We start from the raw sequence: 14,209 nt of genomic DNA, 5'->3' as shown, positions 1-14,209 counted from the left end.
TCACGGGGCTCCCTCGAAAGGGGCGGGCCCGCACGCCGGCAGAACCCGGGAGACCCGCTGGCGGGGTGCCGGGCAGAATGGCCTCCCGTGTCTGGCGCCAACGACCCCTACGACCCCAAGCAGGTCGCCGCGCTCTCCGCCGAGTCGCTCGACGCCGCCGTCGCGGCGGCGGTCGCCGCCTTCCGCGGTGCGGCCGACCTCGAGCAGCTGGCGGCGGTGCGCCCGGCGCACCTGGGCGACCGTGCCCCGGTGCTGCTGGCCCGCCGCGAGCTGGGCGCGCTGCCGCCGGCCGCCCGCTCGGACGCCGGCAAGCGGGTGAACGCCGCCCGCGTCGCGGTCACCGAGGCCTACGAGGCGCGCAAGGCCGAGCTCGAGGCCGAGCGCGACGCGCGGGTGCTGGCCGAGGAGCGGGTCGACGTGACGCTGCCCTGGGACCGCGTGCCCCGGGGCGCCCGGCACCCGCTCACCACGCTCAGCGAGCGGATCGCCGACGTCTTCGTCGGCATGGGGTACGAGGTGGCCGACGGCCCCGAGCTCGAGGCCGAGTGGCTGAACTTCGACGCGCTCAATATCGGCCGCGACCACCCGGCCCGCACGATGATGGACACCTTCTTCGTCGCGCCGGAGGACTCCGGCCTGGTGCTGCGCACGCACACCAGCCCGGTGCAGGCCCGCACGATGCTGTCGCGCACGCCGCCGATCTACGTCGTCGCGCCCGGGCGGGTCTACCGGACCGACGAGCTGGACGCGACGCACACCCCGGTCTTCCACCAGATCGAGGGCCTGGCCGTCGACCGCGGGCTGACCATGGCCCACCTGCGCGGCACGCTCGACCACCTCGCGCGCATCCTCTTCGGCGCCGACGCGGTCACCCGCTGGCGGCCGTCGTACTTCCCGTTCACCGAGCCGTCGGCGGAGTTCGACGTGTGGTTCCCCGAGCACCGGGACGGCCCGCGCTGGGTCGAGTGGGGCGGCTGCGGGATGGTCAACCCGCGGGTGCTGGTCGCCTGCGGCGTGGACCCCGAGGAGTACAGCGGCTTCGCCTTCGGCCTGGGCATCGAGCGCGGGCTGATGTTCCGGTCGGGGATCACCGACATGCGCGACATCGTCGAGGGTGACGTGCGGTTCACCCGGGCTTTCGGAGTTGACCAGTGAGTGAGCATCGCAGCGAGCGCCAGCGGGCGAGGAGCGGAGCGAACGTGCTGCGGAGCAGCGAGGTGACAGCGTGAGGGTCCCCATCGGCTGGCTGGCCGAGTACGTCGACGTCCCCGCCGGGACGACCGTCGAGGACCTCGACACCGCCTTCGTCCGCCTGGGCCTCGAGGTGGAGGAGATCCACCGCCCCGAGCCGGTCACCGGCCCGCTGGTGGTCGGGCGGGTGCTGGAGATCGAGGAGCTGACCGGCTTCAAGAAGCCGATCCGCTACTGCCAGGTGGACGTCGGCGAGGACGGGGCGGGCGGGAAGGACGTACGCGGCATCGTCTGCGGCGCCCGCAACTTCGCCGCGGGCGACGCGGTGGTCGTGGCGCTGCCCGGCGCCGTCCTGCCCGGCGGGTTCGCCATCGCCGCCCGGAAGACCTACGACCGCGTGTCCGACGGGATGATCTGCTCGGTCCGCGAGCTCGGCGTCGGCGACGACCACGCCGGGATCCTTGTGCTCGGCGAGGACGAGGTGCCCCCGCCCGGCACGCCGGCCGGGCCGCTGGTCGGCCTGGACGACGTCGTCGTCGAGCTGGCCGTCACCCCCGACCGCGGCTACTGCCTGTCCATGCGCGGCATCGCCCGCGAGATGGGCACGGGCCTGGGCACCGAGTGGCGCGACCCGGGCCTGCTGCACCCGCCGGCGTGGTCGGGCGAGCCGGCCTGGTCGGTCACCGTCGAGGACGCCGACCGCTGCGACCGGTTCTCCATGATCGCCATGGAGGGCCTGGACCCGACGGCGCCGAGCCCCTGGTGGATGCGCCGGCGGCTGGCCCAGTCCGGCGTCCGCAGCATCTCCCTGGCCGTCGACGTCACCAACTACGTGATGCTCGAGCTCGGCCAGCCGATGCACGCCTTCGACCGCGACGCGGTGACCGGCCCGATCACCGTCCGCCGCGCGCGGGTGGGGGAGCGGCTGACCACCCTCGACGGCACCGACCGCACGCTGGACCCCGACGACCTGCTGATCACCGACGAGACCGGCCCGATCGGGCTGGCCGCGGTCATGGGCGGGGCGTCGACCGAGATCGGCGGCAGCACCGAGGGCAGGGCCACCACCGCCGTCCTGCTCGAGGCCGCGCACTGGGAGCCCACCGGGGTCGCCCGCACCGCGCGCCGGCACCGGCTGCCCAGCGAGGCGGCCAAGCGGTTCGAGCGCGGCGTGGACCCCGAGATGACGATGGTCGCGCTGGCCCGAGCGGCCGCGCTGCTGGCCGAGTACGGCGGCGCGCGCGTCGTCGGCACGCCGGTGGACGTCGACACCCGCGGGCCGCGGCCGGTGATCCCGCTGGACGCCGGGCTGCCCGCCCGCATCGCGGGGGTGGCCTATCCGCCGCACCAGGTGGTCGAGCTGCTCACCGCGGTCGGCTGCACCGTCGACGGCGTCGGCGGGCCGCTGCAGGTGACCCCGCCGTCCTGGCGGCCGGACCTCACTGACCCCGCCGACCTGGTGGAAGAGGTCGTGCGCCTGGCCGGCTACGACGACGTCCCCTCGGTACTGCCCACCGCCCCGCCCGGCCGCGGGCTCACCGACGCCCAGCGGCGGCGGCGGGCGATCGGCCGCGCGCTGGCCGAGTCCGGCTACGTCGAGGCGCCGTCCTACCCCTTCGTCGGGACGCCGGCCCTGGACGCGCTCGGCCTGGCCGCCGACGACCCGCGCCGCGCGGTCGTGCTCGTGCGCAACCCGCTGTCGGAGGAGGAGCCGGCGCTGCGCACCACGCTGCTCCCCGGGCTGCTGGCCACGCTGGCCCGCAACCTCTCCCGCGGCCAGCGCGACGTCGCGCTCTTCGAGCACGGGGCCGTCTTCCCCGGGGCCGAGCGGTCGCCGGCTCCCGTGCCGGGCGTCGACGCCCGCCCGGACGACGCCACGCTGGCCGCCCTGCTCGGCGCCGTCCCCGCGCAGCCGTGGCACGTGGCGGTCGCCCTGGCCGGCAACCGCGAGGTGCGCGGCTGGTGGGGCCCGGGCCGCCCGGCGGTGTGGGCCGACGCGGTCGAGGCGGCCCGCCGGGTCGCCGCGGCGGCCGGGGTCGAGCTGACCGTGCGCGCCGGGGAGCGGGCGCCCTGGCACCCGGGGCGCTGCGCCGAGCTGCTGGCCGGCGACGTCGTCGTCGGCCACGCCGGCGAGCTGCACCCGCGCGTGTGCGCGGCGCTGGAGCTGCCGGCCCGCACGGCGGTCATGGAGCTCGACGTCGACGCGCTGCCCGCCACCGGCGTGCCGCAGGGGCCGCGCATCTCGGCGTTCCCGCCGGTGCGCCTGGACCTCGCCTTCCAGGTCGCCGACGGCGTGTCGGCGGCCGCGGTGCGCGAGGCGGTCGTCGACGGCGCCGGCGAGCTGCTGGAGGACGTGCGGCTCTTCGACGTCTACACCGGGGCGCCGCTGGACCCGGGCACCCGCTCGCTCGCCTTCGCCCTCACCCTGCGCGCCCCCGACCGGACGCTCACCGGCGAGGAGGCCACCGCCGTGCGCGAGGCGGTGGTGGCGACCGTGACCGACCGGGGGCTGGGGATCCTGCGTGGGTGACCTGGCCGGCCAGGTCGCCCTGATCAGCGGCGCGTCCACCGGGATCGGCCGGGCCCTCGCCGAGGGCCTGGCCGCCCGCGGTGCCGCCGTGGCGGGCCTGGCCCGCAACGGCGAGCGGCTCGAGCAGGCGATGGCCGAGGTGGCGCTGGCCACCGGGGGCCGCGCCCTGGCCGTGCCCGCCGACGTCACCGACCGCGCGGCGGTCGAGACGGCGGTCGGCACCGTGGTCGCCGAGCTGGGGCAGGTCGACCTGCTGGTCAACAACGCCGGGCTGATCGACCGCGCCGAGGAGCCGCTCTGGGAGGCCGACCCCGACCAGTGGTGGGACGTCGTCACCAGCCACCTGCGCGGGTCGTTCCTGCTCTGCCGAGCCGTCGTGCCGTGGATGGTGCTGCGCAACCGCGGCCGGGTCGTCGACCTCGCCAGCGGAACCGGCATCCGCCCGCGGCCGGAGTACTCCGCCTACTCGGTGGCCAAGGCCGGGCTCATGCGGATCACCGAGACCCTCGCCGGCGCGCTCGAGGGCTCCGACGTCCGGGTGTTCGACGTCGCGCCCGGCGTGGTGCGCACCCCGATGACCGAGTCGATGCCCATGCACGTGCACCGCACCGAGTGGACCGACCCCGCCGACGTCGTCGAGATGGTCGCGGCGATCGCGGCGGGGGAGCTGGACCAGTGGTCCGGCCGGTTCCTGCGGGTCGGCGCCGACCGGCTGGACGTCGTCCGCGGGATGACGCCGGCCGGGGACGCCCGGCAGTTGCGGCTGCTGCCCTACGGGGACGACGACCCGCTGGGCTGAGCCCGCCGCCTTTCGCGCGCGAACGGCGCCCCACCCGTGAACGGTCATGCATGGCTGTGTATGGTCATGCATCGTGAGCACAGGGCAGACGTGGACGGTCGGGGTCACCGGCGCCACCGGGTACGCGGGGGGTGAGGTGTGCCGGCTGCTGGCCGGGCACCCGCAGCTCCGGCTGACCGGGGTGCATGCCAACTCGAGCGCCGGCCGACGCCTGGGGGTGCTGCAGCCCCACCTGCTGCCCTTCGCCGACCTCGAGGTGCGGCCCAGCGGCGCCGACGACCTCGCCGGGTACGACGTCGTGGTCCTGGCCCTGCCGCACGGTGAGTCCGCGGCGATCGCCGCGCAGCTGCCGGAGGACACCCTCGTCATCGACTGCGGCGCCGACCACCGGCTCAACGACCCGGCGGCCTGGGCCCGCTGGTACGGCGGCGAGCACTCCGGCTCCTGGCCCTACGGCCTGCCCGAGCTGCCCGGCCAGCGCGAGCAGCTGGCCGGCGCCCGGCGGATCGCCGTCCCCGGCTGCTACCCGACCTCGGTCACCCTGGCCATGGCCCCGGCGCTGGCCGCCGGGCTGGTCGAGCCCGAGGTCGTCGTGGTCGCCGCCAGCGGCACCAGCGGGGCCGGCAAGTCGGCCAAGCCGCACCTGCTCGGCAGCGAGGTGATGGGCTCGGTCAGCGCCTACGGCGTCGGCGGCGTGCACCGGCACACCCCCGAGATGGTCCAGGGGCTGTCGCGGGCGGCCGGGCAGCCGGTCGGCGTCAGCTTCACCCCGACGCTGGTGCCGATGAGCCGGGGCATCCTCGCCACCTGCTCGGCGAAGCTGGCACCCGGAGCCGACGCCGCCGCGGCGCGCGCGGCCTACGCGCAGGCCTACGCCGACGAGCCGTTCGTGCACCTGCTGCCCGAGGGCCAGTGGCCCACGACCGCGCAGGTGCTCGGTGCCAACACCGTGGCGCTGCAGCTCGCCGTCGACCCCGACGCCGGCCGGCTGGTCGTCGTCGCCGCGGTCGACAACCTGACCAAGGGCACCGGGGGCGCGGCGATCCAGTGCGCCAACCTGGCGCTCGGCATCCCGGAGACCAGTGGTCTCCCCACCGTTGGAGTGGCCCCGTGAGCACCACCGCCCCGCAGGGGTTCCGGGCGGCCGGCGTCGCCGCGGGCCTGAAGTCCTCCGGCGACCCCGACGTCGCCGTCGTCGTCAACGACGGCCCGCACGACGCCGCGGCCGCCGTCTTCACCACCAACCGCTTCCCGGCCGCGCCGGTCCAGTGGAGCCGCCAGGTGCTGTCGACCGGCCGGCTGCGGGCGGTCGTGCTCAACTCCGGCGGCGCCAACGCCTGCACCGGGCCCGAGGGCTTCCAGGACACCCACGCCACCGCCGAGCACGCCGCCGTCGCGCTGGGGCTCGGCGCGATCGACGTCGCCGTGGCCAGCACGGGCCTCATCGGGATGCGGCTGCCGATGGAGAAGCTCACCGCCGGGGTCACCGCGGCGGTGGCCTCGCTCGGCGAGGACGGCGGACCGGACGCCGCGCGGGCGATCATGACGACCGACTCGGTGCCCAAGACGACGGTGCAGGAGCGGGCCGGCTGGACGGTCGGCGGCATGGCCAAGGGTGCGGGCATGCTCGCGCCGAGCCTGGCCACCATGCTCGTCGTCCTCACCACCGACGCCGTCGTGCCGGCCGAGCTGCTGCAGCCGGCGCTGGAGGAGGCGACCGGCGTCAGCTTCGAGCGGGTCGACTCCGACGGCTGCCTGTCGACCAACGACACGGTGATCGTGATGGCCAACGGCGCCAGCGGGGTGACCCCGACCGCCGAGGAGTTCACCCAGGCGCTCACCGGCGCATGCACCGACCTCGCCATGCAGCTGCTCGCCGACGCCGAGGGCTCGACCAAGGACATCGCGATCACCGTCCGCAACGCCGCGAGCGTGCGGGACGCGCTGGTCGCCGGCCGGGCCTGCGCGCGCAACAACCTGCTCAAGACGGCGCTGTTCGGCAACGACCCCAACTGGGGGCGGGTGCTGGCCGCGATCGGCACCACCGACGCCGCCTTCGAGGCCGACCAGGTCGACGTCACCATCAACGGGGTGACCGTCTGCCGGGGCGGGTCGATCGGCGACCCGCGCGAGGGCGTCGACCTCACCGGCCGCGCGATCACCATCGACGTGGACCTCCGGGCCGGCACCGAGCAGGCCACGATCTGGACCAACGACCTGTCCATCGCCTACGTGCACGAGAACTCGGCGTACTCGACATGAGCACATCGCAGGACCCGGCGGACACGAGCACCGCCCAGGACCCCACCCCGCCCGACGTCCGCATCGACGAGGTGCCGCCGGTGGTGGGCGCCGTGCGGCGGAAGATCGGCACCAACCGGGTCATGCGCACCTACGACCCGGAGGGCGACGCCCGCAAGGTCGCCGTCCTCACCGGTGCGCTGCCGTGGCTCAAGGAGTTCCACGGCAACGTCGTGGTGATCAAGTACGGCGGCCACGCGATGGTCGACGAGGAGTGCCGCCGGGCCTTCGCCGAGGACATGGTGTTCCTCCGGACCTGCGGCATCCTGCCCGTGGTCGTGCACGGCGGCGGCCCGCAGATCACCGAGATGCTCGGCCGGCTGGGCATCGTCAGCGAGTTCCGCGGCGGCCTGCGGGTCACCACCGAGGAGACGATCGACGTCGTCCGCATGGTGCTCACCGGGCAGGTCACGCCGGAGGTCGTCGGGCTGATCAACCAGCACGGCCCGCTGGCCGTCGGCCTGTCGGGGGAGGACGGCGGCCTGTTCACCGCCGAGCGCACCTACGCCACGGTGGACGGCGAGCAGGTCGACGTCGGCCTCGTGGGCGACGTCGTCGCCGTCGACCCCGCGCCGGTGACCGCGCTGCTGGAGGCCGGGCACATCCCGGTGATCGCCACGGTGGCCCCGGACGCGACCGGCGTGGTGCACAACGTCAACGCCGACACCGCGGCCGCGGCGGTCGCCGTCGCCCTGGGCGCGGTGAAGCTCGTCGTCCTCACCGACGTCGAGGGGCTCTACGCCGACTGGCCCGACCGCGGCTCGCTGGTGCAGCAGATCGACGCCGCGGAGCTGGCCGAGATCCTGCCGACCCTGGACTCGGGGATGGTCCCGAAGATGGCCGCCTGCCTGCGGGCGGTCGAGGGCGGGGTGAAGCGCGCGACGGTCGTCGACGGCCGCACGCCGCACGCCCTGCTGCTGGAGATGTTCACCACCGAGGGCACCGGGACGATGGTCGTCCCGGCCCCCGCCCAGACCGGGGAGGAGCCGGCATGACCCGCACGGAGGAGCTGGCCACCCGCTGGTCGGCGGTGATGATGGGCAACTACAAGGCGCCCGCGGTCGCGCTCGCGCGCGGCGCCGGGGCCACGGTCTGGGACGTCGACGGCCGCGAGTACACCGACCTGCTGGGCGGCATCGCCACCACGATCCTCGGCCACGCGCACCCGCGGGTCGTCGAGGCGATCACCCGGCAGGCGCAGACCCTCGGGCACGTCTCCAACCTGGCCATGCACGAGCCCGGGGTGGCGCTGGCCGAGCGGCTGCTGGAGCTGGCCGGCCGGCCCGGGCGGGTCTTCTTCTGCAACTCCGGCGCCGAGGCCAACGAGGCGGCGTTCAAGCTCAGCCGGCTCACCGGCCGGCCGCAGGTGATCACCGCCGAGGGCGCCTTCCACGGCCGCACGATGGGCGCGCTCGCGCTCACCGGGCAGCCGAGCAAGGCCGCCGCGTTCGCGCCGCTGCCCGGCGGGGTCTCCTACGTGCCCTACGGGGACGCCGGTGCGCTGGCCGCCGCGGTGTCGGAGCAGACCGCGATGGTGCTGCTCGAGCCGATGCTCGGCGAGGGCGGCGTGCTGCCGGCCCCGGCGGGCTACCTGGCCGCCGCCGCGCGGACGGCGGCCGGCGCCGGCGCGCTGTTCGCGCTCGACGAGGTGCAGACCGGCATCGGCCGCACCGGCAACTGGTTCGCCCACCAGGCCGACGGCCTGCGGCCCGACGTCCTCACCCTCGCCAAGGCGCTCGGCGGCGGCCTGCCGATCGGGGCGACGCTGGCCTTCGGCGACGCCGCGGAGCTCATGACCGCGGGCTCGCACGGCTCCACCTTCGGCGGCAACCCGATCGCCGCGGCGGCCGCGCTGGCCGTCCTGGACACCATCCGCGACGAGGGCCTGCTGGAGCGGGCCAAGGAGCTCGAGCACCGCTTCACCGCCGGCATCGAGGGCCTCGGCCACGCCGGCGTCTCCGGCGTCCGGGGGCGCGGCGCGCTGCTCGGCGTCGTCCTGACCGCGCCGGTCGCCGCGGCGCTGGAGGCGCAGCTGCGGACGGCGGGCTTCCTCACCAACGCCGTCGCGGGCGACGTGCTGCGGCTGGCGCCGTCCCTGGTGCTGACCGACGCGCAGGTCGACGCGTTCGTGGCGGCGCTGCCCGCCGCCCTGGACGCCGCGCTGGAGAGCACCCCGTGACCCGCCACTTCACCCGGGACGACGACCTCACCCCGGCCGAGCAGGCCGAGGTGCTCGCGCTGGCCGCGGAGCTCAAGCGCACCCGGCACACCGCGGAGGCGCCGACCCCGCTGCGCACCCCGGGCGGGCCGCGCACCGTCGCCGTCCTCTTCGACAAGCCCTCCACCCGCACGCGCGTGTCCTTCGCCATCGGCGTCACCGAGCTCGGCGGCTCGCCGTTGGTGATCGACGCCGGCAGCAGCCAGCTCGGCCGCGGCGAGCCGGTGGAGGACACCACCCGCGTGCTCGACCGGCAGGTCGCCGCCATCGTGTGGCGCACCTTCGGCCAGGACCGGCTGGAGGCCATGGCCGCGGTCAGCCGGGTGCCGGTGGTCAACGCGCTGACCGACGAGTTCCACCCCTGCCAGATCCTCGCCGACCTGCAGACGGTGGTCGAGGCCAAGGGCGCCCTCCCCGGGCTGACCCTGACCTACCTCGGCGACGGCGCCAACAACATGGCGCACAGCTACCTGCTCGGCGGCGCCACCGCCGGCATGCACGTGCGGATCGGCTCCCCGGAGGGGTTCCGGCCCGACCCGGCGGTCGTGGCGCGCGCGGAGGAGATCGCGGCGGGGACCGGCGGCTCGGTGCTGTGGACGGCGGACGCGGCGGCGGCCGCCGACGGTGCCGACGTCCTGGTCACCGACACGTGGGTCTCCATGGGGCAGGAGGACGAGTACGACACCCGCGTCGCGCCGTTCCTGCCCTACGCCCTGGACGAGGCGGCGCTCGCGCGGGCGGCGTCGGACGCCGTCGTGCTGCACTGCCTGCCGGCCTACCGCGGCAAGGAGATCGCCGCGGCGGTGATCGACGGACCGCGGAGCCTGGTGTGGGACGAGGCGGAGAACCGGCTGCACGCGCAGAAGGCGCTGCTGGCCTGGCTGCTCGAGCAGAGCCGATGACCGCCGCGATCACGCGCTCGGCCCGCCAGGCGCGGATCGCCGAGCTGATCGCGGCCCAACCGGTGACCTCGCAGACCCAGCTGGCCGCGCTCCTGGCCGAGTCGGGCATCGAGGTCACCCAGGCCACGCTGTCCCGAGACCTGGAGGAGATCGGGGCGGTGAAGCTGCGGGGCACCGACGGCGCCCCGGCGTCCTACGTGCTCCCGCCCGAGAACGCCCCGCTGCGCCCGGCCCAGGCCGCGCCGGCCCGGCTGACCCGCCTGCTGGCCGACCTGCTGACCAGTGCGGAGGGCAGCGCCAACCTCGCGGTCCTGCGCACGCCACCCGGCGCCGCGCAGTTCCTCGCCTCGGCCCTGGACAAGGTCGGCCTCCCCGACGTCCTGGGCACGATCGCGGGGGACGACACTCTCCTGGTGGTCGCGCGCGACCCGGACGGCGGCCCCGGCCTGGCCGACCGGCTGCGCGCGATGGCCGCCCGCACCCCCGCCGTCTACCCCGAACTGCAGTCCGACCTCGAGGAGGGGACGCCGACGTGACCAGCGCCGCGAACGAGACCCGGCTCTGGGGTGGCCGCTTCGGCGGCGGCCCGTCGCCGGCGATGGCGGCGCTGTCGAAGTCGACGCACTTCGACTGGCGGCTCGCGCCGTTCGACCTCGCCGGCTCCCGGGCGCACGCCCGCGTGCTGCACCGCGCCGGGCTGCTCACCGACGACGAGCTCGACCGGATGGTCGGTGCGCTCACCGAGCTGTCCGCCGAGGTCGCCGACGGCAGCTTCACCGCCATCGAGTCCGACGAGGACGTGCACGAGGCGCTCGAGCGCGGCCTGACCGAGAAGCTCGGCGCGCTCGGCGGCAAGCTGCGGGCCGGCCGCAGCCGCAACGACCAGATCGCCACCGACCTGCGGCTCTACCTCCGGCACACCGTGCGCGCGCTCGCCGGCGAGCTGGCCTCCCTGGAGTACGCGCTGGTCGGCCTGGCGCAGCGCTACGAGCACGTCGCGGCGCCGGGCATGACCCACCTGCAGCACGCCCAGCCGGTGCTCATCGCCCACCAGCTGCTCGCCCACGCGCACGCCTTCGCCCGCGACGTCGACCGGCTGGTCGACTGGGACCGGCGGACGGCGGTCAGCCCCTACGGCTCCGGCGCGCTGGCCGGCTCCTCGCTGCCCCTGGACCCCGACGCCGTCGCCGCCGAGCTCGGTTTCGACCGCGCCTCGGACAACTCGATCGACGGGGTCAGCGACCGCGACTTCGCGGCGGAGTTCTGCTTCGTCGCGGCGCTGATCGGCGTCCACCTGTCCCGGCTGGGGGAGGAGGTCGTCCTCTGGACGTCGACCGAGTTCGGCTGGGCCCGGCTCGACGACGCCTGGGCGACCGGGTCGTCGATCATGCCGCAGAAGAAGAACCCCGACATCGCCGAGCTCGCCCGCGGCAAGTCCGGCCGCTTCGTCGGCAACCTCACCGGGCTGCTCACCATGCTCAAGGGCCTGCCCCTGGCCTACGACCGCGACCTGCAGGAGGACAAGGAGCCGGTCTTCGACTCCATGGAGCAGCTGCTGCTCCTCCTGCCCGCGGTCACCGGCATGATCGCCACGCTCACGCTGCGCCCCGAGGTGCTGGAGGCCGCCGCCCCGCAGGGCTTCGCCCTGGCCACCGACGTGGCCGAGTGGCTGGTCCGGCAGGGGGTGCCGTTCCGGTCGGCGCACGAGATCTCCGGCGAGATGGTGGCCTTCTGCGAGCAGGCCGGCCTCGAGCTGGACCAGCTGGACGACGACCAGCTCGCCGGGATCGACGAGCGGCTGACCCCCGAGGTGCGCTCGGTGCTCTCGGTGCCGGGGGCGCTGGCCGCCCGCAAGGCCCGCGGCGGGACGGCGCCCGAGCGGGTCGCCGGCCAGCTGACCGCGCTGGCCGAGCTGGCCCGGCAGCACACCGAGTGGGCGTCGTCCTCTCCCGTGGCGGCCGCGCTCTGACCGTGCCCCCGACCGACGCCGGCCGGCCCGGGCCGCTGCTCACCTCCGAGCAGCTGCTCGGGCCGGTCGACGTCGTGGCGCCGGCGCTGCTGGGCTGCTGGGTGGTCACCGACCGGCCCGAGGGGCAGGTCGCCGTGCGGCTCACCGAGGTGGAGGCGTACTCGGGGGAGGGGGAGGACCCCGCCTCGCACGCCCACCGCGGCCCGACGCCGCGGGCGGCGATCATGTTCGGCCCGCCGGGCCGGCTGTACGTGTACTTCAGCTACGGCGTGCACTGGTGCGCCAACGTGGTCGTCGGGCCGGAGGGGCGCGGCTCGGCGGTGCTCCTGCGGGCCGGGGACGTCGTCGTGGGGGAGGACCTCGCCGCCGTCCGCCGGCCGGCCGCCAGGACCGCGCGCGACCTGGCCCGCGGCCCGGCCCGGCTGACCCAGGCGCTGGCCATCGGGCCCGACGACCGCGGCCGCGACCTGCTGGACCCGGCCTCCCCGGTGCGGCTGCACGCCGGGCAGCCGCCGGCGGCGGTGTCGGCCGGACCGCGAGTGGGGATCAGCGTGGCCATGGAGCTGCCGTGGCGGTTCTGGCAGACCGACGCGACGTCGGTGAGCGCGTTCCGCCCGGGCGGGAAGCGGCGGCGTCCGGCCGGCGGGCAGGATGGCATCCCGTGACCGACGTGATCGACGAGCTGCACCGCCGCGGGCTGATCGCCCAGAGCACCGACGAGGAGGCGCTGCGCGCCCACCTCGCCGCCGGACCGGTGACCTACTACTGCGGCTTCGACCCCACGGCGCCGAGCCTGCACGTCGGGCACCTGGTGCAGTTCATGGTGCTGCGGGCCCTGCAGCGGGCCGGGCACCAGCCGATCGTGCTGGTCGGTGGCGCCACCGGCCTGATCGGTGACCCCCGGCCGACCGCCGAGCGGCAGCTCAACGACCGGGGCACGGTGGCCGGCTGGGTGGACAGCATCCGCCGGCAGGTCGCGCCGTTCCTCGACGTCCCGGCCGAGCGGGACGGGCTGCGCGCGCCGATCTACGCCGACAACCTCGACTGGACGGCGCCGCTGACGGCGATCGACTTCCTCCGGGAGCTCGGCAAGCACTTCCGCGTCGGCCGGATGCTGGCCAAGGAGGCGGTGTCGGCCCGGCTGAACTCCGAGGCCGGCATCAGCTACACCGAGTTCAGCTACCAGATCCTGCAGGCCAACGACTTCCGCGAGCTCTTCCTGCGGCACGGCTGCACGCTGCAGAGCGGTGGCTCCGACCAGTGGGGGAACCTGACCGCCGGCATCGACCTCGTGCGGCGCACCGAGGGCGCCACGGTGCACGCGCTGAGCACCCAGCTGGTGACCAAGTCCGACGGCCAGAAGTTCGGCAAGAGCGAGGGCGGCACCGTCTGGCTGGACCCGGCGCTCACCTCGCCCTACGCGTTCTTCCAGTTCTGGCTCAACGCCGACGACGCCGACGCCCGCACCTGGCTGCCGCTGTTCAGCGAGCGCCCGGCCGAGGAGGTCGCCGCCCTGCTCGCCGAGAGCGAGGAGCGGCCGGCCGCCCGTGCGGCACAGCGGGCGCTGGCCGAGGAGCTCACCCTCCTGGTCCACGGGGCGGACGAGCTCCGCCAGGCCGAGGCCGCCGGCCGTGCGCTGTTCGGCCGCGACGACCTCTCCGCCCTCGGCGCGGAGACGCTCGGTGCGGCGCTGCGGGAGGCCGGCAGCGTCACCGTCGAGGGGCCCACCCCGTCGGTCGCCCAGCTGATGCAGCAGGCCGGGCTGGTCGCCAGCCTGTCCGAGGCCCGGCGGACGGTGAAGGAGGGCGGCGCGTACCTGAACAACGAGCGGGTCACCGACGCCGACGCCGTCCCGGGGGACGGCGCGTGGCTGCCCGGTGGCTGGCTCGTGCTGCGCCGGGGCAAGCGTGCCGTGGCCGGTGTGCAGCGTGGCCCGTCCGCGCCCTGAGAGCGCGCTCGGCGCGTGAACGCCAGGTGACGCGCCGGTTCCGGCGGGGTGTCGACCGTCACCGCCCCCGCGGTTTGACACGGCTGCCGGACCCACGTAACTTTCTCTCTGCGCCGCGCGGAACCCGGGAGGGGGCCGCCGGGGGGCCCGGAGAGGGCCCGCCTGGTTGCGGCGCGACAATCGAGTAACGTCGATGACGAAGACCCGCGAGGGTCTGGTTCACCGCGCGTCCGCTCCTTGAGAACTCAACAGCGTGCCGAAAGTCAGTGCCAAGTAAGAATACCCCCGCACTGTGGCCCTTTTGGGGTTGTGGTGAGGGATTCCTTTGGTTGATTGATATCGAGAGTGTCA

The 14,209-nt window shown here is 75.5% G+C and carries 12 protein-coding genes; all 12 read left to right on the top strand.

The window, feature by feature from the left end:
* The first annotated feature begins 87 nt into the window (after nt 1–87).
* The 12 genes from pheS to tyrS all read left to right on the top strand — a co-directional run bounded on the left by pheS (nt 88) and on the right by tyrS (nt 13,858).
* Nucleotides 88–1,155: a phenylalanine--tRNA ligase subunit alpha gene (gene pheS / locus ACI79R_RS19435; protein ID WP_456575306.1), complete on the top strand. Its 1,068-nt coding sequence runs from the start codon at nt 88–90 to the stop codon at nt 1,153–1,155.
* A gap of 70 nt (nt 1,156–1,225) precedes the next feature.
* Nucleotides 1,226–3,721, top strand: coding sequence for a phenylalanine--tRNA ligase subunit beta (pheT, locus tag ACI79R_RS19430; RefSeq protein ID WP_456575305.1), 2,496 nt, complete (start codon nt 1,226–1,228; stop codon nt 3,719–3,721).
* Nucleotides 3,714–4,520 carry an SDR family NAD(P)-dependent oxidoreductase gene (locus ACI79R_RS19425; RefSeq protein WP_456575304.1) on the top strand — a complete coding sequence of 269 codons (807 nt, stop codon included), beginning with the start codon at nt 3,714–3,716 and terminating at the stop codon, nt 4,518–4,520. Before pheT ends, ACI79R_RS19425 begins: the two co-directional genes overlap by 8 nt.
* A 73-nt stretch (nt 4,521–4,593) precedes the next feature.
* Complete coding sequence (gene argC, locus ACI79R_RS19420; RefSeq protein ID WP_456575303.1) at nt 4,594–5,634, top strand: N-acetyl-gamma-glutamyl-phosphate reductase; 1,041 nt, start codon at nt 4,594–4,596, stop codon at nt 5,632–5,634.
* A complete protein-coding gene (gene argJ, locus ACI79R_RS19415; protein ID WP_456575302.1) occupies nt 5,631–6,782 on the top strand; it encodes a bifunctional glutamate N-acetyltransferase/amino-acid acetyltransferase ArgJ in 1,152 nt (383 codons plus the stop codon). Before argC ends, argJ begins: the two co-directional genes overlap by 4 nt.
* Complete coding sequence (gene argB, locus ACI79R_RS19410) at nt 6,779–7,816, top strand: acetylglutamate kinase (protein WP_456575301.1); 1,038 nt, start codon at nt 6,779–6,781, stop codon at nt 7,814–7,816. The genes argJ and argB overlap by 4 nt, the downstream gene beginning before the upstream one ends.
* Entirely contained in the window at nt 7,813–9,000 is a 1,188-nt protein-coding gene (locus ACI79R_RS19405; protein ID WP_456575300.1) for an acetylornithine transaminase, read from the top strand. Before argB ends, ACI79R_RS19405 begins: the two co-directional genes overlap by 4 nt.
* Complete coding sequence (argF, locus tag ACI79R_RS19400) at nt 8,997–9,941, top strand: ornithine carbamoyltransferase (protein ID WP_456575299.1); 945 nt, start codon at nt 8,997–8,999, stop codon at nt 9,939–9,941. Before ACI79R_RS19405 ends, argF begins: the two co-directional genes overlap by 4 nt.
* A complete protein-coding gene (locus ACI79R_RS19395) occupies nt 9,938–10,477 on the top strand; it encodes an arginine repressor (protein WP_456575298.1) in 540 nt (179 codons plus the stop codon). Before argF ends, ACI79R_RS19395 begins: the two co-directional genes overlap by 4 nt.
* Nucleotides 10,474–11,910, top strand: a complete 1,437-nt coding sequence (argH, locus tag ACI79R_RS19390) for an argininosuccinate lyase (protein ID WP_456575297.1) — start codon at nt 10,474–10,476, stop codon at nt 11,908–11,910. The genes ACI79R_RS19395 and argH overlap by 4 nt, the downstream gene beginning before the upstream one ends.
* Before the next feature lie 2 nt (nt 11,911–11,912).
* The gene (locus ACI79R_RS19385) at nt 11,913–12,575 is read left to right on the top strand and encodes a DNA-3-methyladenine glycosylase (RefSeq protein ID WP_456575296.1); all 663 of its coding nucleotides are present in this window, start codon (nt 11,913–11,915) and stop codon (nt 12,573–12,575) included.
* Nucleotides 12,572–13,858: a tyrosine--tRNA ligase gene (tyrS, locus tag ACI79R_RS19380; RefSeq protein ID WP_456575295.1), complete on the top strand. Its 1,287-nt coding sequence runs from the start codon at nt 12,572–12,574 to the stop codon at nt 13,856–13,858. The genes ACI79R_RS19385 and tyrS overlap by 4 nt, the downstream gene beginning before the upstream one ends.
* Nucleotides 13,859–14,209: the final 351 nt, after the last annotated feature.

The organism is Blastococcus sp. SYSU D00820, assembly GCF_054050695.1.
Note: the sequence above shows the minus strand (reverse complement) of the source record. Positions and strands in the feature narration are given on the sequence as shown.

Coding starts and splice junctions, on each gene's coding strand:
- ACI79R_RS19405 (WP_456575300.1), top strand. CDS start 7,813: ATGACCCGCACGGAGGAGCTGGCCACCCGCTGGTCGGCGGTGATGATG.
- ACI79R_RS19395 (WP_456575298.1), top strand. CDS start 9,938: ATGACCGCCGCGATCACGCGCTCGGCCCGCCAGGCGCGGATCGCCGAG.
- argB (WP_456575301.1), top strand. CDS start 6,779: ATGAGCACATCGCAGGACCCGGCGGACACGAGCACCGCCCAGGACCCC.